15 protein-coding genes are annotated in these 20,376 nt (G+C 57.2%); 10 read left to right on the forward strand and 5 right to left on the reverse strand.

Annotated features, from left to right (window positions below):
• Together QN378_RS09955 and QN378_RS09960 are read left to right on the forward strand one after the other, a co-directional pair.
• Entirely contained in the window at nt 1-543 is a 543-nt protein-coding gene (locus QN378_RS09955) for a DUF3299 domain-containing protein (protein WP_323547453.1), read from the forward strand.
• 185 nt (nt 544-728) lie between these two features.
• Entirely contained in the window at nt 729-1,415 is a 687-nt protein-coding gene (locus QN378_RS09960; RefSeq protein ID WP_322205574.1) for an OmpW/AlkL family protein, read from the forward strand.
• An 80-nt stretch (nt 1,416-1,495) separates the two neighbouring features.
• On the opposite strand, the gene QN378_RS09965 is transcribed toward QN378_RS09960, so the two are convergent.
• Together QN378_RS09965 and QN378_RS09970 are read right to left on the reverse strand one after the other, a co-directional pair.
• The gene (locus QN378_RS09965; RefSeq protein ID WP_322205575.1) at nt 1,496-2,425 is read right to left on the reverse strand and encodes an NAD-dependent epimerase/dehydratase family protein; all 930 of its coding nucleotides are present in this window, start codon (nt 2,423-2,425) and stop codon (nt 1,496-1,498) included.
• Entirely contained in the window at nt 2,418-3,302 is an 885-nt protein-coding gene (locus tag QN378_RS09970) for a sugar nucleotide-binding protein (protein WP_322205576.1), read from the reverse strand. The genes QN378_RS09965 and QN378_RS09970 overlap by 8 nt, the downstream gene beginning before the upstream one ends.
• A gap of 231 nt (nt 3,303-3,533) precedes the next feature.
• Between QN378_RS09970 and QN378_RS09975 the strand changes: the two genes are divergently transcribed.
• Nucleotides 3,534-7,877, forward strand: coding sequence for a DEAD/DEAH box helicase (locus QN378_RS09975; protein ID WP_323547455.1), 4,344 nt, complete (start codon nt 3,534-3,536; stop codon nt 7,875-7,877).
• 87 nt (nt 7,878-7,964) lie between these two features.
• On the opposite strand, the gene QN378_RS09980 is transcribed toward QN378_RS09975, so the two are convergent.
• Nucleotides 7,965-10,184, reverse strand: coding sequence for a mechanosensitive ion channel family protein (locus tag QN378_RS09980; RefSeq protein WP_323547980.1), 2,220 nt, complete (start codon nt 10,182-10,184; stop codon nt 7,965-7,967).
• 256 nt (nt 10,185-10,440) lie between these two features.
• Here QN378_RS09980 and QN378_RS09985 point away from each other — a divergent pair, with 256 nt between their 5' ends.
• From QN378_RS09985 to mobA, 5 genes are all read left to right on the forward strand, one after another.
• Nucleotides 10,441-12,792 carry an FdhF/YdeP family oxidoreductase gene (locus tag QN378_RS09985; protein ID WP_322205578.1) on the forward strand — a complete coding sequence of 784 codons (2,352 nt, stop codon included), beginning with the start codon at nt 10,441-10,443 and terminating at the stop codon, nt 12,790-12,792.
• A gap of 65 nt (nt 12,793-12,857) precedes the next feature.
• The gene (locus QN378_RS09990; RefSeq protein ID WP_322205579.1) at nt 12,858-13,421 is read left to right on the forward strand and encodes a TetR/AcrR family transcriptional regulator; all 564 of its coding nucleotides are present in this window, start codon (nt 12,858-12,860) and stop codon (nt 13,419-13,421) included.
• 70 nt (nt 13,422-13,491) lie between these two features.
• Nucleotides 13,492-13,968, forward strand: coding sequence for a nuclear transport factor 2 family protein (locus QN378_RS09995; RefSeq protein WP_323547456.1), 477 nt, complete (start codon nt 13,492-13,494; stop codon nt 13,966-13,968).
• 189 nt (nt 13,969-14,157) lie between these two features.
• Nucleotides 14,158-15,138 (forward strand): GTP 3',8-cyclase MoaA, encoded by a 981-nt coding sequence (gene moaA / locus QN378_RS10000; protein WP_407074075.1) that lies wholly within the window; start codon nt 14,158-14,160, stop codon nt 15,136-15,138.
• A 44-nt stretch (nt 15,139-15,182) separates the two neighbouring features.
• The gene (gene mobA / locus QN378_RS10005; RefSeq protein WP_322205582.1) at nt 15,183-15,764 is read left to right on the forward strand and encodes a molybdenum cofactor guanylyltransferase MobA; all 582 of its coding nucleotides are present in this window, start codon (nt 15,183-15,185) and stop codon (nt 15,762-15,764) included.
• Between the two features lie 123 nt (nt 15,765-15,887).
• Here mobA and QN378_RS10010 read toward each other — a convergent pair whose 3' ends face one another.
• A complete protein-coding gene (locus QN378_RS10010) occupies nt 15,888-17,138 on the reverse strand; it encodes an aspartate aminotransferase family protein (protein ID WP_322205583.1) in 1,251 nt (416 codons plus the stop codon).
• A gap of 258 nt (nt 17,139-17,396) precedes the next feature.
• Nucleotides 17,397-18,233 carry an IclR family transcriptional regulator gene (locus tag QN378_RS10015; RefSeq protein WP_322205584.1) on the reverse strand — a complete coding sequence of 279 codons (837 nt, stop codon included), beginning with the start codon at nt 18,231-18,233 and terminating at the stop codon, nt 17,397-17,399.
• A gap of 243 nt (nt 18,234-18,476) precedes the next feature.
• Here QN378_RS10015 and QN378_RS10020 point away from each other — a divergent pair, with 243 nt between their 5' ends.
• Both QN378_RS10020 and QN378_RS10025 read left to right on the forward strand, forming a co-directional pair.
• A complete protein-coding gene (locus QN378_RS10020; protein WP_323547458.1) occupies nt 18,477-19,505 on the forward strand; it encodes an ABC transporter ATP-binding protein in 1,029 nt (342 codons plus the stop codon).
• Entirely contained in the window at nt 19,502-20,374 is an 873-nt protein-coding gene (locus QN378_RS10025) for an ABC transporter permease (RefSeq protein ID WP_323547460.1), read from the forward strand. Before QN378_RS10020 ends, QN378_RS10025 begins: the two co-directional genes overlap by 4 nt.
• Nucleotides 20,375-20,376 lie beyond the last annotated feature (2 nt).

A 20,376-nucleotide genomic window follows, 5' to 3' on the forward strand; every position in this document is an offset into this window, starting at 1 on the left:
ATGTCGCGCACACTGTTCGCGCTGTTGCTGCTGATGGCGCCATTACTGGCCGCGACGGCCGCGGACGCGGCCGATGCCCAGCCGCGTGATTTGGCGTGGGAACAAATGATTCCCCCCGATGCGCCAAAACTCAAGCCACAACCCGCACCGATTCATAACCTGTCAGGTATGTCCGATGCGCTGTCAGCTGAGTCCGCTCCCGCAGCGAAACAGCAGTCGCCGTCTGCCCCTGTGGTCAAATCGCTCAACGGCCAACACATTCGTTTGCCAGGCTATATCGTGCCACTGGAAGTAACCGAAGAGGGCCGCGTGACCGAATTTCTGCTGGTGCCCTACTTCGGCGCCTGCATCCACGTGCCGCCTCCGCCTTCGAATCAAATTGTCTACGTCACCAGTAAAGTCGGGGTAAAACTCGATGAGCTGTATCAACCGTACTGGATCGAAGGCTCGATGAAAGTCGAATCATCCACCAGCGAATTGGCCGACGCAGGCTACAAAATGGCCGCGGAGAAAATCTACGCCTATGAACTACCCGATTCCTGAATCCAGCTTTCTCGCGTTGCAAACTCGGGACACAGACGCCCCGATATTGAGTGTGTCAGGTGCGAGACGGCACCGTTGCCCGGTTAGTTCCCTATAGTTCAATTTCATTGAGCTGGGTCAAAAGGGTCGCTGCATTGCCGCCATACCATTAGACATCGCCACAATTAATGTCTAACGGAGCCTTCATGCACAAATCACTGCTCGGCGCGTCTCTTTTTGCGCTGGCGCTCAGCGCCTCCCTCGTTGCCCAAGCCCACGAAGCTGGCGACATCATCGTTCGTGCGGGTGCGGCGGTCGTAGCCCCCAATGAAGATAGCGGTAACCTGAAGTTTGACGGGGTGAAAGCCGCCGGCACGAAAGCGACGTTGGACAGCGACACACAGCTCGGCCTAGCGGTAGCTTACATGCTGACCAACCACGTCGGCATTGAGCTGCTAGCGGCAACCCCGTTCAATCACACTGTTGGTGTCAAAGGCCTTAGCCCGGCACTGGATGGCAAGCTGGGTACCATCAAACAGCTGCCACCTACCTTGTCGTTGCAGTACTACCCGCTTGACACTGCGTCGAAGTTTCAACCCTATGTCGGTGTTGGCTTGAACTACACCGCATTTTTCAGCGGCGACTTGACCGGCGAGCGCAAAAACGAAGGCTTCAGCAACCTTAAGGTCAAGGACTCAGTAGGGATAGCCGGGCAACTGGGTGCCGACTACATGTTGACTGACCGAGTGATGCTTAACGCCTCTGTCTGGTACATCGACATGAGCACCAAAGCGACAGTGAACGGCCCATCCGCACTCGGCATCGGCCAGACCAAAGTTAGCCTTGAAGTTGATCCTTGGGTCTACATGGTTGGCCTGGGCTACAAGTTCTAACTGAGCGTTTTTTAGTTCGACATCTCGCGAATAAAGGCGCCCTCATCTAATGAGAGGCGACTTCATTCGCGAAGTGCTGTCTAGCGTCCCAGCAACCGTGCCAACCCCACACTTAAGGGCGTCGGTTCAGGGAACTTAAATCGCTCCAGCAAGCGCCCGTTATTGGCACGCGAGTGGCGAATATCCCCAGAGCGCGCCGGCAGGTAAGTAACCTCGGGCAATGCCCCAACCACTTGCGATAACGCTGCCAGCAACTGGTTCAACGTGGTGGCCTGATTAAGCCCGACGTTGATCGCGCCCGCCGCGACTTCCGGTAACTCCAATGCTTGCACCAACACCCCAGCCAGATCGCCCACGTAAACGAAATCACGGGTTTGCTCGCCATCGCCAAAGATAGCGATAGGCAGGCCGCTTTCGGCGCGCTTGCAGAAAATGCTGATCACACCCGAATAGGGCGACGATGGGTCTTGGCGTGGACCGAAGATATTAAAGAAGCGAAAAATTACCGGTTCCAGCCCATGTTGGCGGCGGTAGAAATCCAAATAATACTCGCTCGACAGTTTGTCTGAGGCATAAGGGGTTAGTGGTGACTTGGGCGTATCTTCGTCGATGGACTCCCCTTCACCGTTGTTGCCATAAACCGCCGCGCTCGACGCAAACAATACCCTTTTGATCCCGGCTTGGCGCATGGCTTCGCAGACGTTCAGGGTGCCGATGAAATTGCTTTGATGAGTGCGCACCGGATCGTCCACGGACGCTTGAACCGAAGCCACCGCCGCAAGGTGCGCCACCGCACTACAGCCCAACGCAGAACGAGCAACTAACATTGCATCGGCGACATCGCCTTCAATCAATTCGAGACGCGGGTTGTCCATCGGTAAATTACTGCGTTTACCGGTAGAAAGGTCGTCCAGTACGCGCACAGCGTAGCCTTTGGCGAGCAATGCATCGACCAAGTGCGAACCAATAAAGCCGGCGCCGCCGGTAATTAAAACAGGTGCATCAAGCATGGCGATAATAACGGTCCAGTAAGCTTGGCAAACCGGCACGCCAGGCGCGGGGCTTGATACCAAAGGTATGGAGGATTTTTTTGCAGGCAAGCACACCGTGTTGCGGCTCGTCAGCAGCGTCTGCGCGGGCGGCATGGGCCTGCGCGGTAGGGGCTTCGATCGCCAGCGGATGCAACAGACGAGCTTCGGTCAAAATTGCCTGACCCAACGCCAGTGGCGTAGTCGCTTCGTGTCCCGCGTAGTGATAAGTACCCCACAACGGCGCTGCACAATCGAGTTGCTTGAGTACGGAAATGATCACCCGTGCCGCATCGTCCACAGGCGTCGGGTTGCCGCGACGGTCATCGGCCATCAACAATTCTTCAGGTTGCTCAGCGCGTTTGAGCAAACGGCCAAGCACACCATCGCTGCTGTCATCAAGCAGCCAGCCAAAGCGTAACAGCACATGCTGCGGACAGATTGCTCGCACGCTTTGCTCAATTCGCCATAGCGCCTGGCCACGCAGGCCCAGCGGCACCGGCTCGTCTTTTTCACTGTACGCCGTTGCCCGCGAACCATCGAATACCCGGTAGCTGGACGGTTGCAGCAAACTGATATTGTGGTGCTGGCACAGTTCGGCAAGACGCTCCACGGAGCGTTCCTGTCCGGCCAGACGGGTTTCGCTCACGGTCTCCGCCTGAAACCAGTCGAAGTAGTAAGCGAGGTTGATCAAGGCATCAGGACGGGTGTCATCAAGCAGTTGCGTCAGGCTCGCGGCATCCCAACCGTCTTGCGGTGGGCGCGGTGCGAGGAAACCAACATTTTCCTCGGCACCAAGTCGAATCAGCGCCTGCCCAAGGGCATTCCCGCCGCCCAACAGCATAAGGCGCATTCGCATAGAGTCAGCAGGCTCGGTATCAGAATCGGTTCAAAAAAAAATTAATAAAAACGGCTGCAAACATAACACGTTGACTCCTTTCACCCAAGAGGCGCCCGGCCGGTATGGGTTTGCGTCTTTTTTTGGTGCCGATGAAACGCGTTCGGAGTGAGCGTCGAAACGGTATCTAAAGGGACGCTTGTTTGACGAGAGGCGCTTGCATCTTTACGGCCCCGCCCGCATAAAAAGCGGATGAATCTTCTAACCCTTCCCGACCCGGTGCTGAGCCCGTTTCATCCGGCGGTCAGCGCTTGGTTTAGCAATACATTCCCGGCGGTCACTCCCGCTCAGGCGCAAGCATGGCCGTTGATCAAGGCACGGCGCTCGACCTTGATTGCAGCGCCCACCGGCTCAGGCAAAACCCTGACCGCGTTTCTGGCAGTGCTTGACGATTTGGTCCATGAAGGTTTGGCGAACGGCGGTGAGTTGCCAGAGCAGACCTTCGTAGTCTACGTGTCCCCGCTTAAAGCGCTGTCCAACGACATTGAGATCAACCTGCAAAACCCGCTGACCGGGATCACCGAGCAGTTGGCGCGGATGGGCCTGCCCGAGTTGCGCATCACCACCGCGGTGCGCACCGGCGATACCCCGCAAAAAGCCCGCACAGCAATGCGCAAGACGGCGCCGCATATTCTGGTAACCACCCCCGAATCGCTTTACGTACTACTGAGCTCGGACTCGGGACGACGCATGCTGTCCAGCACCCGCACGGTAATTGTCGATGAAATCCATGCCATTGCATCGAGCAAACGCGGTAGCCACTTGGCGCTGAGTCTGGAGCGTTTACAAGCCCTGTGCGACAAACATGGGGGTAGCAATGGTGAGCAACTGCTGCGCATCGGTTTGTCCGCCACGCAAAAACCCATCGAACAGGTGTCCAGATTTCTGGTGGGCAGCGATCCGCTAAAACGACCCTGTGCCATCGTCGACATCGGCCACGCCCGACCACGGGATCTGGCGATTGAAGTACCGCCCGTGCCGTTGGGTGCAGTGATGGCCAACGACGTGTGGGAGTTGGTGTATGACCGGCTCGCGCAGTTGGCCCGAGAACATCGAACCACGCTGATTTTCGTCAACACCCGGCGCCTGGCCGAGCGTTTGGCCCGACATTTAAGTGATCGACTGAGCAAAGACGCGGTCGCCGCACACCACGGCAGCTTGGCGAAAGAACAACGTCTGGACGCCGAACAACGGCTCAAACGCGGCGAACTACAGGTGTTGATTGCCACGGCCTCGCTGGAACTGGGGATTGATATTGGCGACGTCGATTTGGTCTGTCAGATTGCCTCGCCGCGTTCCATTGCTGCATTCCTGCAAAGAGTCGGTCGTTCTGGGCATCAGGTCGGGGGCACCCCCAAAGGTCGGTTATTCGCCACTTCACGCGATGACTTGATCGAATGCACCGCGCTGCTCGATTGCGTGCGCCGTGGCGAACTGGACACGCTGCTGATACCCAAAGCACCGCTGGACGTGGTGGCGCAACAAATCATCGCCGAGGTCAGTTGCGAGGAATGGCAAGAACAGGCGTTGCTGGACATGATTCGTCAGGCATCACCCTATGCAGACTTCGATGACGCGCACTTTCAAGCGCTGCTGCGAATGCTCGCCGAAGGCTACAGCGGTCGCCAGGGCGTGCGCGGCGCTTACCTGCATCGCGACGCACTGACCCGCAGCTTGCGCGGGCGCCGGGGCAGCAAACTGACGGCCGTCACTAGCGGCGGCACGATTCCGGATAACGCCGATTACAGCGTCATTCTTGAACCACAGGCATTGAATATCGGCACGGTGAACGAAGACTTTGCCGTGGAGAGTATTGCAGGCGACGTGTTCCAACTGGGCAATACGTCGTATCGAATTCTGCGAGTGGAGACTGGCCGGGTACGGGTTGAGGATGCCCACGGTCAATCGCCGACCATTCCCTTTTGGCTCGGTGAGGCGCCGGGCCGTAGCGCAGAGTTGTCCTCGGCGGTGGCGCGTCTGCAAGCCCACATTGATGAACTGCTCGGCGCCAGCCTCGGCGATTTACAACCCTGTATCGACTGGTTGATGGACACCTTGGGACTGGACTTGGCCAGCGCTGAACAACTGGTGGATTATCTGGCGCGGACACGGCTGGCGCTTGGCGCGCTGCCGTCCCAGGACACCTTGTTGATGGAACGCTTTTTCGACGAGTCGGGCGGCACGCAACTGATCATCCACACCCCGTTCGGTAGCCGGATCAACCGTGCCTGGGGCCTGGCGTTGCGCAAACGCTTTTGCCGCACCTTCAATTTCGAGCTGCAAGCGGCGGCCAGTGAAGACGCCATCGTGCTGTCGTTATCCACCAGCCACAGTTTCGAGCTCGACGACGTCTGGCGTTACATCAAGGCCCACAGCGGCGAACATTTGCTGATTCAAGCGCTGCTGGATGCGCCATTGTTTGGTGTGCGTTGGCGCTGGAATGCCGGTACAGCGCTGGCTCTGCCCCGTTTCAGCGGCGGGCGAAAGGTGGCGCCACAGCTGCAACGGATGAAAAGCGAAGACTTGATTGCCACGGTGTTTCCCGATCAGATTGCCTGCCTGGAAAACGTAGTCGGCGAGCGTGACATTCCCGACCATCCGCTGATTGAGCAAACCCTCGACGATTGCCTGCACGAAGCCATGGATTGCGAAGGCTGGCTAACGCTGCTGCGGCGCATGGAAAGCGGCGATGTGCGCTTGATCAGTCGGGATTTGCCCGCGCCCTCACCATTGGCGGCGGAAATCCTCAATGCACGGCCGTTTGCATTTCTCGACGACGCGCCGCTGGAAGAGCGCCGCACCCAAGCAGTGCTCAACCGGCGCTGGAGTGATCCGAGTTCCACCGACGATCTCAGCGCACTGGACGCCGACGCGATTACCGCCGTTGGCGCAGAAGCCTGGCCACAACCGCACACTCTGGATGAAATGCACGAAGCGCTGATGACCCTCAGTTGCGTCAGCGGCGCCGAACTTCGTGAGCACCCGCATTGGTTAGTGTGGCTGGAAGCGTTGGCCAAGAGTGGCCGCGCCACCCGCTTGCAGGTCAGCCCGGATAACGCGTTGTGGTTCGCTATTGAACGCCTGACGTGTTTGCGCGCTGTTTATCCAGAGGCGCAAATGCACCCGTCATTAGAGCCATTAGCCGGCTTTGATGATCCATGGGACGCAGACGAGGCCACGGTAGAAATCGTCCGCGCGCGCCTCGCCGGTTTTGGACCGTTGTCGCTGGCGGCGATTGCCGAGCCGCTGGCCTTGTCCGCCGCCCGAGTGAGTCAGGCACTGGCGCGACTCGAAACCAACGGCTATGTGCTGCGCGGTCGCTTCAGCCCCGGCGCAGTCGGCGATCAATGGTGCGAGCGGCATTTGTTGGCGCGCATTCATCGCTACACGGTGAAACGCCTGCGACGGGAAATCGAGCCAGTTTCATTGCAGGATTACATGCGGTTTTTATTTGATTGGCAGCATCTGTCCAGCGTCACCCGCAGCCAAGGTAAAGCCGCACTGCCGGAGGTGGTCGGACAGCTCGAAGGTTATTCGGCGGCGGCCGGGGCCTGGGACAGCGATATTCTCCCGGCGCGGCTCAAGGACTATTCACTGTTGTGGCTCGATGAGCTGTGTCGGTCGGGCAAAACAGTGTGGACACGTTTGGCCCCGCGCAACAAAACCGCTGCCTCAGCGCTGCGCAGTACGCCCATCGTGTTATTGCCCCGGCGCCATGTGAACCTGTGGAGCGAGCTGACTGAACAGCCATCGCCTTGGCAGTTGTCATTGCGCGCGCAAAAAGTCCACGCGGCGTTGGTCAGCCACGGTGCGCTGTTTTTCGATGAGCTGGTTCACGAAGCCCATTTGTTGCGCAGCGAATTGGAGACTACGCTGCAGGAATTGGTCGGCGCCGGACTGGTAAACGCCGACAGCTTTGCCGGGCTGCGGGCGCTGATCACACCGGCCAGTAAACGCTCGGCCCACACCAGCCGACGCAACCGTGGCGCTTTTATCGGTGGTATGGACGATGCCGGGCGCTGGGCGTTGCTGCGTCGTGTACCGGCTTCGGTGGACAGCGAAACCCTAAAGCAAAAACAAACAGCAGCGGCGACGCTGGAACATGTAGCCATGACCCTGCTGCGACGTTACGGCGTGGTGTTCTGGCGGATGCTGGAACGTGAAGCGGATTGGTTACCCAACTGGCGAGAATTACTGCGCACCTTCCACCGATTAGAAGCCCGGGGTGAAATTCGTGGCGGTCGGTTTATCAGCGGGTTAGCGGGCGAGCAATTTGCGCTGCCGGAAGCCATCCCGCTACTGCGAGAGATTCGCCGGCGGCCGCTGGATGGAAGCTTGATCCGACTCTGCGGCGCGGACCCGCTCAACCTGGTGGGCACCCTACTCCCCGGCCAAAAAGTCCCGGCGTTGGCGGGCAATCGATTGGTCTACCGCGACGGCATTCCGGCAGCCGCGATCATCGCCGGGAAACCGCAGTATTGGCTGGAGCTGGAACCACAAGCTGCGGCGCTGCTTAGGGATCGGTTGCTGCATTGAAGCCTCACCGCGCCCTTCGCGAATGAATTCGCTCCCACCAAAACCGTGGTGCAGCCACTGTTCCCTACAGACTCTTGCGAAGGCGGTTTATACGGTCGGCGCCGGGCTCTCCGATCCGTCGCCATTGGTCACCGTAGGTTTGGCGAGCGCCGGTTGTTCTTCAACGCCAGGCTCACGTTGGGGGCTCATGACCATCTGTGGATAAGTTTGGGCAAAATGCACATTCGGGGTTTTATCCACAAGCTTTTTCAACCGCTCGTTGAACGCACGGCTCACGCCATATTGCCCGCCCGAAACGGTGCGGAATTGCGCAGTCAATACGACGCCATTGAGGTCCATGCGGTCCAGACCGAACACTTCCAACGGCCCTTGCAGATTGCTGCTGAGCAACAAGTCATCACTGATGGAGCTACCCGCCTCGCGAATCAACGCCATGGCCGAATCGATGTCGGTGTCATACGTGAACTGCACGGCAAAAAACGCGTAGGCGAATTGCCTGGATTGGTTGGTCACCGCCTTAATCTGTCCAAACGGCACCGAATGCACAAACCCTTTGCCGTCGCGCAAGCGCAGGGTGCGAATGGTCAAGCTTTCAACGGTTCCGGAGTGCCCGGAATCCAGGACTACCCAATCGCCGATGGAAATGGTGTCTTCGATGATAATGAACAATCCGGTGATCACGTCTTGAACCAGTTGCTGCGAACCAAAACCGATGGCTAAGCCGACTACACCGGCACCGGCCAGAAGGGGCGCGACGTTAATTCCGAGATTGGCCATGGTGGTGATCGCACATATCACCAGCAGAATGATTTTTATCGCGTTGCGCAACAGCGGCAAAATGGTTTTTATCCGGGTGCTGGGCTGATGCGAAGAGCGTTTGTTCATCGGCGGCTTTAGGGCTTCCTGAATCGCCGTATCGAGGATTACCCACAGCAACCAGGTGACCAGGAAGATCAGACCAATCCGACTCAGAGAATCACTGATAGCTCGGCCAACGGTATTGCCTTGAGCAAACTCCAGCAGCGAAAAACCCCAAATACGCGCCAACACTTCAATAAACGTCACCGCCAATGCGATGCGCAGCACTGCATGCAGCAGGCTTAGTAAACGAGTTTTATACACATGATCGTTGCGATCATTTGTCTGCAACGGTTTGAACAGGTGCTGAAACACCGTGCTCAAAAACACGGTGGAAATCAATAGGACGGTGGTCAGTAATGCACAGCGCAGAGCCTTTTGGCTGTCTTGGCCAGCGCCAATCAGGTGGATCGCCGAGACCAGAATCATCAACAGAATCGGCAGGTACCATACGCTGGAAAATATGTTCAGAGACTCTTGCAGCGCAGGTTGCCGCAAGCGGCCCGCCAACGAACGATCGCGAATCAAGTGCGCAACCGGGCGCCGTAATTTGATTACCAGCATGCAAAACACTACCGACGCAAACAGCCCGGTGAACACCGCGATGCTACTGGTGATATTGCTGCCCAACTGACGAGAGATCTGCGGGCTGGTCAGCGCATCGCTCAGCGCCGCGAGAAAGCCAATCAAGAATAGGGGTCGTGGACTGTATTGGCGGATGATGCGCACCGCAACGCGCTTGTGTCCGGCGTTGAACATCACGATGACGCACAGGATCACTGACGTCGAGACGATGCCGCTGCTGGTGGCATAGGCGAAGCACAGCGCCAAAGCCCGACCTACTGAAGCTTGCAGAAAATGGCTGACGTATAACGTCAACGGCAGGCTGATCACCGCAGGTAATGTGTACGCCAGCAAGTAGCTCAGCAGTGCTTGCGGACGGTATCGCGTGGCAAGGAATCGGTGCTGGTTGAGGCGCGCGGTAAAGAAGCGTCCTGTCAGCAAAAGCATCACAAACGCGCCCATCCACACCGCCGAGAGCACCAGAAAGTCACCGGCGATGCTGACCTTCGAGCGCGAGGTACGCTGATTCACCAGAACATCTATTTCATCGGCGGCGCGATCTGCTCGCAAGCGCCAAGCGTCAATCAGGTTGTTGTCCAGATCAATATTATTTTGGACGTTATCGATGCTGGAGCTTATGGCCCCCAACAAACCACCCTGCACCAGGATCTCAGGTTTGGCGGGAATCGCTACGGGAGCGACAGGTACGGGTATAGCCGCAGCAGGAGTAGCCGGGGCGGTCTTTGGTGCGGCGGGTGCTGCCGGTGCAGTGGTGGCTGCATCAGCTGCCGTGGCGGGCGTTGCAATCCCCACAGCATCAAGTACAAACCCCGGAAGTTCAGCAGCCTGCACGTTGAAAATACCCGCGCAGAACAGAATGCACATCAGCGAAATGGTCTTGAACTTCAACAAAACTCTGGCCCCTCCAACGTTTGATACACCCGTGAATGTGAAGCACTTTGGAACTGATCGATATTAGCTCGCCAAGTTCGGTTCACATTGCTTATGGTCATGCAGCTTTCGAAAAAACAGGCTCTATCGCCGTCCGTAAGCAGCTGCGAACCTTTTGCCGCGTCGGCTCGTCGTAGCTTGATAACGCTGAAGTTGTAACAGCATTACGGTCTGGTCGAGGTGACATTCAATGCTTATTCATCCCAAAGCACGTTATAAGCCCTACGAATCATCGTCTGGGGGCTGGGGCTCAGCAAAATCGGTGATGGAAATTCTTTGGCGTGAGCAAGCACTCGCCAAGGCGCCCAGCGCACTGTTTAAACAAAACAAGCCCGGCGGATTTGCGTGCGTCAGTTGTGCGTGGGCCAAACCCGGGAAACCGCATCATCTGGAGTTTTGTGAAAACGGTGCTAAAGCCACCGCTTGGGAGTTGACCTCGCTCAAAACCAGCCCCGAGTTTTTTAAGCGGCATACGGTCAGCGAACTGCTGCAATGGGCCGATTACGACCTCGAACAGCACGGACGTCTGACTCATCCGCTACGTTATGACCGCACCAGTGATAAATACTTGGAAACCACTTGGGAAGAAGCCTATCGCGAGATCGGCGCGCAACTGCGGGCCATGGACCCTGAAAGCGTAGTGTTTTATGCCTCGGGCCGCGCCTCGCTGGAAACATCGTTCATGTATCAGCTGTATGCCCGGGCTTATGGCAGCAACAACCTGCCCGACAGCTCAAACATGTGCCACGAAAGCACTTCAGTAGGTTTGCAAGAAAGTATTGGAGTCCCGGTCGGGACGGTAACGCTGGCGGATTTCGAGTTAACGGACTGCATCTTTTTCTTCGGCCAAAACGTTGGCAGCAATAGCCCGCGCATGCTTCACCCGTTACAGGAGGCGCGCAAGCGGGACGTGCCAATTATCACCTTCAACCCCCTACGCGAGCGTGGACTGGAGCGCTTCGTCAATCCGCAATCGCCCATTGAAATGCTCGGTCCTGAATCCACCGTCATTAGCACCCAATACCATCAGGTAGCCATTGGCGGCGACACCGCCGCCGTGATGGGTATCGCCAAAGCGTTGTTTGAGATGGACAAAGCGGCGCTGATCAAGGGCGAACCGGGGGTCATTGATCAAGCGTTTATCGCCGAGCACACCGAAGGTTTTAACGAGTTTGCCGTCGCCGCTCGCGGCTGCGATTGGAGCGCCCTGGAAGCCCGTGCCGGGCTTTCGCGCTCGGCGATGGAGGCGGCGGCCACGGTGTACGCCCGCAGCCAACGCACGATGTTCGTGTATGGAATGGGCCTGACTCAGCATCGCCACGGCGTGGAAAACGTGCAGATGCTGGTCAACCTCCTGCTGCTGCGCGGCAACATTGGCAAACCCGGTGCCGGCATTTGCCCAGTGCGTGGGCATTCGAACGTGCAAGGTCAGCGCACGGTTGGCATCACCGAGGATCCGAAAAAAGTCCCTGTGGATAAGATCGAAGCGCTGTTCGGTTTCCACGTACCGGAGAAAAAGGGCCTGTGCACGGTGGATGCCTGCGAGGGCATTCTCGACGGCAGCGTGCGTGGCTTCATCGGTCTGGGCGGTAATTTCCTGCGCGCGGTTCCCGATACCTCGCGCATGGAACCCGCTTGGGGAAACTTGCAGTTAAATGTACAAATTGCGACCAAGCTCAATCGCACTCACTTGGTGACCGGCAAACAGAATTGGCTGCTGCCGTGTTTGGGCCGAATCGAAATCGATCGGCAAAACGGCAAGGCCCAGGCTTACAGCACAGAAGACAGTACCGGGTGTATCCACGGCTGGTGGGGCAATAGCGAGCCAGCGAGCGAACACCTTCGATCAGAAACAGCGATCATTGCCGGATTGGCTGTCGCAACGTTGTATGGCATTGAACGTGTCGACTGGGACGCGTGGCGCGGCGACTACGCGAAGATCCGCTTAGCTATTGCTGAAATTTATCCAGAAATATTTCACGACATGGAAACCCGAATGTGGGAACCCGGTGGCTTTCACCGGCCTATTGCGGCAGCCGAGCGAAAGTGGAAAACCCCCAGCGAATGCGCGCAGTTCATTGTCCCGAAGAGCTTGGACGAAAATACCGACGTCAGTCCCGGACTCCAGCGGCGCGACGTTCTGCAACTGATGACGCTGCGCAGCAATGATCAATTCAACACCACAATTTATGGCTATGAAGACCGCTTCCGAGGAATAAGTGGCACTCGCAAAGTGATCTTCATGAACCGAAACGACATCGTACGTTTAGGGTTCGTCGTCGGGGACTGGGTCATGCTCACCACGGCTGTCGAGCTGGAAGTAATTCGGGAAGCAGGACCGATGCAAATTGTCGCCTATGACATTCCCGAAGGCTGCAGCGCGGGCTATTACCCGGAATGTAATCCACTGGTTCCACTCTGGCACCATGCCGAGCGAAGCAAAGTGCCGGCTGCGAAATCAGTGCCTATTACCTTGCGCAAAACCAAACCGGAGCCTGAAGACCTTGAACATGCGGTGCCGGACAAGGACCAGATTCATTGAGATTCCTACGGACATTGTAGTTCTACCACTTGACCAAGGAGAACGATCGTTCTACCATCCCCAACATGAACACACAGCCCCATTCAGATATCCGCGACACCGTTCTTAAAACAGCAGAACAACTTATTTACCAACATGGAATTCACGCCACCGGCATGGACCTGCTGGTGAGAACCTCGGGGGTCTCGCGCAAAAGTATTTATCGGTACTTCGGCACCAAAGATGACATCGCGGCTCACGCGTTAATGGCCCGAGATATTCGCTGGATGGCGTGGTTCAGGACTGAAGTCGATAAAGCCCCCACTCCCGAGGCCCGTATTCTCAATCTGTTTACAGTGCTTAAAGGCTGGTTTCTCAGCGATGGCTTTCGTGGCTGCGCCTTCATCAATACCGCAGGTGAAGTCGGTGACCCTACCGACCCTGTTCGTTTGATTGCCAAAGAACACAAACAGAAGTTGCTGGATTACACGCTGGAACTATGTGGAGCGCTGGCGGTGGTTGCCCCTATAACTTTGGCCAAACAACTGCTGATATTGATGGATGGCGCAATTACCGTGGCGCGTGTCATGGGCGATCCGACCTCGGCAGATAACGCGCGTGACATTGCTCGACGTCTGCTGGATACCTGATGCCAAACAGAATTTGGAGGCCTCCTCCAATTTGCTAAACCGGCATGCGTTTTTAACTGGAGACCTAGTAATGCCTAACGCCGAAACTCGTCCACCGTTACCTCCGTTTACCCGCGAGTCTGCCACGTTGAAAGTTCGCTTGGCTGAAGATGGCTGGAACGGCCGCGACCCGGAAAAAGTCTCGCTGGCTTACACCCTTGATACCAAATGGCGTAATCGAGCGGAGTTCGCCGTTAACCGCGAAGAAGCCAAGGGGTTTTTGACTCGCAAATGGGCTAAGGAGCTGGATTATCGCTTGATCAAGGAACTGTGGGCCTTCACTGATAATCGTATTGCGGTGAGGTACGCCTACGAATGGCATGACGACTCAGGTAATTGGTTTCGCTCATACGGTAACGAAAACTGGGAGTTTGCTGAGAACGGTTTGATGGCTAATCGATTTGCGTGCGTCAACGACATGCCGATTAAAGAGTCCGAACGCAAATTCCATTGGCCGCTGGGCCGCCGTCCAGACGATTACCCAAGCCTCTCCGACCTCGGCCTATAGCGCGCAGCATCGGCTGTAGCCAACACGGAGGCTGGTCGATAGATGCCATCTATCATGTCTTCATCAATAGCTATTTGATAAATACCTTTCAGCCGCTTAGGCTCGCACGGTCAAGACCGTCTGACGGTTAACTCACATTAGCGCGCTCAGTTTTGAGCGAACGAGGTGTCATTGCACGATCAGATCTTGATGGACAGCTACTCTCGCAAGGTTGATTACTTGCGAATGTCGGTGACTGATCGTTGCGATTTTCGCTGCGTCTATTGCATGGCCGAAGACATGGAGTTTTTGCCGCGCCAACGCATCCTGACCCTGGAAGAAATTTTTCAGCTGGCCGAACGCTTCGTTGCCCTAGGCACCCGCAAAATTCGCCTGACCGGTGGTGAGCCGCTGGTTCGTCCTGGCGTGGTCGAGCTGTGTCGGCAAATCGCCGCACTACCCGGCTTGCGCGAGCTGTGCATGACCACTAACGGATCGCAATTGGGCAAATTGGCTGGGCCACTATTCGATGCCGGCCTCAAGCGCCTAAACGTCAGCCTCGACAGCCTCAACCCTGAGCGCTTTCGTGAATTGACCCGCACCGGCGACCTGAACAAAGTGATTGCCGGTATCGATGCCGCCAACGCCGCCGGGTTTACCCATACCAAGCTCAACTGCGTGGTGATGAAGGGCCGCAACGATCACGAAGTCAAAGATCTGGTCAGCTTCGCCATCGATCGAAAACTCGACATCACGTTCATCGAGGAAATGCCGTTGGGCATCATCAGTGAGCACAGCCGCGCCGATTCTTTTTTCTCCAGCGCTCAAGTACGAGAACTTATCGCCCAACGCTACACCTTGATTGAATCCGCAGAATCAACCCAGGGCCCCTCGCGTTATTGGCGCTTGGCCGAGGCGCCAGAGATTCGGATCGGCTTCATTTCGCCCCACAGTCATAACTTCTGCGCCACCTGCAACAGGGTGCGCTTAACTGTGGAAGGCCGTTTGTTGTTGTGTTTGGGTAATGAGCATTCGGTGGACCTGAAAACCGTATTGCGCAGCCATCCGGGTCAGCCGCAGAAACTGGAAAAAGCCATCATCGACGCCATGCAACTCAAGCCCTACAGCCATAACTTCGAAATCAACGATGATGTTCAGGTCGTGCGATTCATGAACATGACGGGCGGCTAGTGCCGCTGTCTTGAACCGCTTTTGCTGCACAGCCAGGCGCCACCATGATCATTTCTCCACGTGACAACCCGTGTTCGATCCTGTTACTGGCCGGTGGCCGAGGGCAGCGTATGGGCGGCCAGGACAAGGGGCTGATGCTGTGGAATGGACAGCCATTGATTACGTATGTGCACGAGGTTGTCAGGCCGCTGACAACCCATGTGATTATTTCCTGCAACCGGAATCAGTCGAGCTATGCGGCGTTTGCGGATCAGCTAGTGGGCGATGAACAACAGGATTTTCCGGGACCGCTGGCGGGTGTTCTGGCGGGACTCGGGGTTGCTCGTCATCCATGGATGTTGGTGCTGGCGTGTGACGCGCCGAGAATTGACCGCGCTTTGATTGAACAACTGTTGCAAGGTGCTAGCTCCATGTCCTCCCCATTAATGGTGCGGCAGGCGGGGCAGTGGCAGCCGATGTTTAGCTTGATTCCGACCGCGTTATTACCGGTGTTACGCGAATGCTGGGAGGCAGGCGAACGCAGCCTGTTGCGAGCGTTGCTGAGTCAGGATTTAAGGGCAATGGAATGCGCGCCTGATGATCCCCGACTGACCAACTTCAACACACCGGATTTGTTGGAAACGTAAATCCGTGTCGCCTGCATTCGCGAAGCAGGCGACACGGTTGCCCAAGTCACTGCGTTGGTTCCTTCTTAGGCAAGCCTGCTCTCACCGGGCATCCCCCTGGCCAGATTCTAAGCCGTGCCCCGATCAGCGCAACTGCGCCAAACACCCTTCAAGAATATCCAGCCCTTCGTTGAGCACATGCAGCTCGGTGGTCAGCGGCGGCAGCAAGCGGATGATGTGTCGCGCTTTGCCACTGGGCATCAACAGCAGGCCTTTGTTCCTGGCCGCTTCTAGCAGCGCGGCCAATTGGGCGGTGGCGGGCTCGCCTTCTAGGGTCATCAGTTCGATTCCGCGCATCGCGCCGACACCGGTCAAACGCCCGAGAAATGGCGAGCGCGCGGTGTCGATCCAATGTTGATAACGGGTGGCTATGGCTTGGCTCTGGGTCTCACTCCACGCAGACAAGTTAGCGTCGGTCAATTGCTCCAGCGTCGCCAAACCTGCTGCGCAGGCGATGGGGTTGCCCGAATAGGTCCCGCCCAATCCGCCTTTAGGCAGCACGTCCATCAGCGCTTTTTTGCCGACTACCGCGCCAAGGGGCATTCCGCCCGCGATACTTTTACCGAGTAGAAGCAGATCCGGTTCGATCCCCAATCGCGAAAAAGCGAAGCGCTCACCCGAGCGACCGAAGCCGGATTGAATTTCGTCGATGATCAGCAAGATACCTTTTTCATCGCAGAAAGCCCGCAGGGTTTGCGCGAACTCAATGTCCATCGCGAGAAATCCGGCTTCGCCCTGAATCGGTTCAAGAATGAAGCAGGCGATGTCGTTCACGTCGATTTCAACACTGAACAAACGATCCATGGCCTTCAAGGCTTCGGCGGCGGTAACGCCGTTATCTTTGCTCGGGTAAGGCAAGTGGTAGACCGGACCGGGCAGTACGCCGACTTTTTGTTTGTAAGGCGTCACTTTGCCGTTGAGGTTCAGGGTGGCGAGGGTTCGGCCGTGAAAGGCGCCGTCGAAGGCGATCACGGCCGTGCGACCGGTATAGCCACGGACGATTTTCAGCGCGTTTTCCGCCGCCTCGGCCCCACTGTTGGTGAGCATGCCACTGACCGGGTAACTCACCGGAATGAACGCTGCGAGCTGGGCCATGAATTGTTTATACGGGCTGTGGGGCACGGCGTTGAAGCAGTAATGGGTCAGTTTGGTGGCTTGTTCGCGAATGGCGTCGACGATACGCGGGTTGCAATGCCCAAGGTTCAAAACACCAATGCCGCCGACGAAGTCGATGTAGCGTTTGCCGTCTTCATCCCAGACTTCGGCGTTCTTGCCGTGGTCCAGGGTGATGGGGTGGACCCTGGAAATCGAACCGCTGATCGATGAATCGCTCATGCTTGGCTGCTCATACAAAAGACTTCGTCAAAAAAGACAGTGGGTTATATAAGCGAGGAATACACACCGGTCACAAGCGAAATAAACTCGCGGGGTTATTCCTGAAATTCGTGAATGCCTACTTCGATCAATGCGGGGACTCAGAGGCAAAGCTTCCCGAATGAATTCGGTCCTACAGAGATCAGGTTTATCTGTGGGACCGAATTTATTCGGGAAGGGAACGACCCGGTGTTTCAGGCACATTGCGAAGCCTGCGATTTAACTTCTTCCCCCAAAAATCTGCGAAGGCCGGCGCAGGGTGGGGTCGAAAGGGTTGATCTTCGGGCCGATTGCCGCCGCTTCGCGTTTGAGCAACTCAACCACGGTTGGCAGTCGATCTGGCCCCAGGCGATCAGTGATGGTCGCAACGCTGAGCGCCGCGACGGCATGCCCATTGCGGTTGAGAATCGGCACGGCGAGGCCAGCCATTCCCGGCAGCGCGCCGGTATTGCGCGCCGCGTACCCGAGTCGCCGAACGTTCTCCACCTCCGAACGCAGAAACACTTCGTCGTACAGGTGAAAGTCCTTGAGCCGTGGCAGGTTGTAACAGATTACGGTCTCGCGTTCTTCCTCAGGCAAGAATGCCAGAATTGCCAAGCTGCCCTGCCCCACGCCCAACGCCACGCGCCCGCCGATGTCGCCGGTGAAGGTCCGAATCGGGTATGGCCCCTCGCTGCGGTCCAGGCAGATGGCATCGAAACCGCTGCGGGCCAACAGAAATAATGAATCCCCCAACGAGGCGCTTAGTCTCAACATGCTTGGCCGGACCAGATCCCGCAGGTTGCCGGTATTCCCCGCCAGCGCCGCCAATGCAAAAAATTCCAAGCTCAGGCGGTAGCGCTTGCTGCGCTCATCCTGCTCGACCATGCCTTCGTCCATCAGGCTACGCAGCAAACGATGGGTGGTCGGTTGCGACAAACCGACCTGCTGCGCCAACTGGGTCACTCGGGCGCCACCGTCGGGCGCAGTGCCGAGGCTGCGCAGCACGGCAAACATTCGAGAGACGCTGCCAACGCCGACTTCCTTCAACTCACCATTCCGTTCAGCGGAAGACATAAGGTTATTTCCTTCTTATAAATTTGCTGAGCGAATGAAAATGAAAAAAACAGTTCTTTCAGTGAAATTCGCTCTTTCGCCCATCCTAGGCTTCGTCCTAATGTGAGTCCACAGGGGCGAATCGAACAACACATGGCAGCCGACTTAGAGCGAGCGCCGACGCACCCAGCGGTATCCCTTCGCATCTGCCCATTACAAAAGAGCGTGTTTCGACGCGCCCAATAAACAAGGTGGACCGCGCACATGGCATTTCTCCAACTCGAAGGCCTCAGCAAGCGCTATGGCGCCATCGACGCCGTTGTCGCCACAGATCTGGCGGTTGAAAAAGGCGAATTCGTTTCTCTGCTCGGCCCGTCCGGTTGCGGTAAAACCACCACCCTGCAAATGATCGCGGGCTTTGTCGACGCCACGGCAGGGCGCATCGCGCTAGATGGTCGTGACATCACCCACGCCAAACCAAGCAGTCGTGGTCTCGGCGTTGTGTTCCAGAGCTATGCGTTGTTTCCCCACATGACCGTGGGCGACAACGTCGCCTTTGGTCTGCGTATGCGTAAGGTGCCATCGGCCGACATGGCGCGGCGCGTGGCGACGGTGCTGGACTTGGTGCGCCTGGCACCGCATGCCGAGCGCTACCCGCGAGAACTGTCCGGCGGCCAACGCCAGCGTGTGGCTCTGGCACGGGCGCTGGTGATTGAACCACCGGTGCTGTTGCTCGACGAACCGCTGTCTAACCTCGACGCCAATTTGCGCGAAGAAATGCAATTCGAGATTCGCCGCATCCAATGCGAAGTCGGAATCACGACCTTGATGGTGACTCACGATCAAGCCGAAGCGCTGTCGATCAGTGACCGGGTGGTGGTGATGCAGGCGGGCCGCGTGACCCAGATCGACGAGCCCTACAAACTCTACGAACACCCACGCACGCCGTTCATTTCCGGCTTCGTCGGCAAGGCCAACATGCTTGCTGGCGATCTCGACGCCGATGGTTGCCCGCAGGTACGCCACACCCCTGGCCATGGCGCGCTAACCCTCAGTTTGCGCCCGGAAAAAATCGACCTGCTCGACGCCGGCAACGGTCGGTTGCAGGGGCGTATTTCAGTCCGCTATTTCCTCGGCAGCCAATGGCTGTACCGCATCGACACGGCGTTGGGCGAACTAACCGTGGTCCGCCGCAACGACGGCAGCGCGCCGCTGACTGAAGGCACGGCGGTGGGCCTCGACTGGCAAGCTGATTTATTGCGCGTGCTGGCCGCCGACGAGGTGCATGCATGAATGCGCTCGCCTTTTTGCGCAACGGCGGACGTGGTTATCTGCTGTCACTGCCGGCCATTATTCTGTTCAGTTGCCTGTTGATACTGCCGCTGGTGCTGACGCTGGTGTTGTCGTTCAACGTGTTCGACTACCAGCTTGGGGTCAAAAACGGCGAATTCACCTTCGCCCATTACATCGGCCTATTCAGTGATTCGTACTATTACGAGATCTTTTTTCGCACCCTGTGGATCAGCGCCGTGGTCACGTTGTTGTGCATGGTGATCGGCGTTCCCGAGGCCTATATCCTCAGCCGTATGGGCACACCGTGGCGCTCAATTTTCCTGATTTTGATTTTGACCCCGCTGCTGATTTCCGTGGTGGTGCGGGCCTTTGGCTGGAGCCTGCTGCTCGGTTCCGATGGCTTGATCAATCAAGCGATTCAGGCGCTGGGTGGGCATCCGGTGAAGCTGCTCTATACCTCGTTCGCGATAATCATCGCGCTGGTCCACGTGATGCTGCCGTTCATGATCATCCCGGTCTGGACCTCGCTGCAAAAGCTCGACCCCTCGGCTGAACAAGCCGCACTGTCTCTAGGCGCGAGTCAGGCCAAGGTCATGCGGCTGGTGGTGTTGCCCCAAGTCATGCCCGGCGTGCTCTCGGGGACATTGATTGTCTTCGGGCTGTCTGCCAGCTCCTTCGCGATTCCCGGCCTGTTAGGTGGACGACGTTTGAAAATGGTCGCCACCGTGGTGTACGACCAATACCTCTCGGAACTGAATTGGCCCATGGGCGCGACTATTGCGGTGGTGCTGCTGGTGATCAATCTACTGGTGATGCTGACGTGGAACCGGGTTGTCGAACGCCGCTATAAAAAGATCCTGGGGGAATAAGA

Source organism: Pseudomonas sp. 10S5, from assembly GCF_035019745.1.
Classification (GTDB): Bacteria; Pseudomonadota; Gammaproteobacteria; order Pseudomonadales; family Pseudomonadaceae; genus Aquipseudomonas.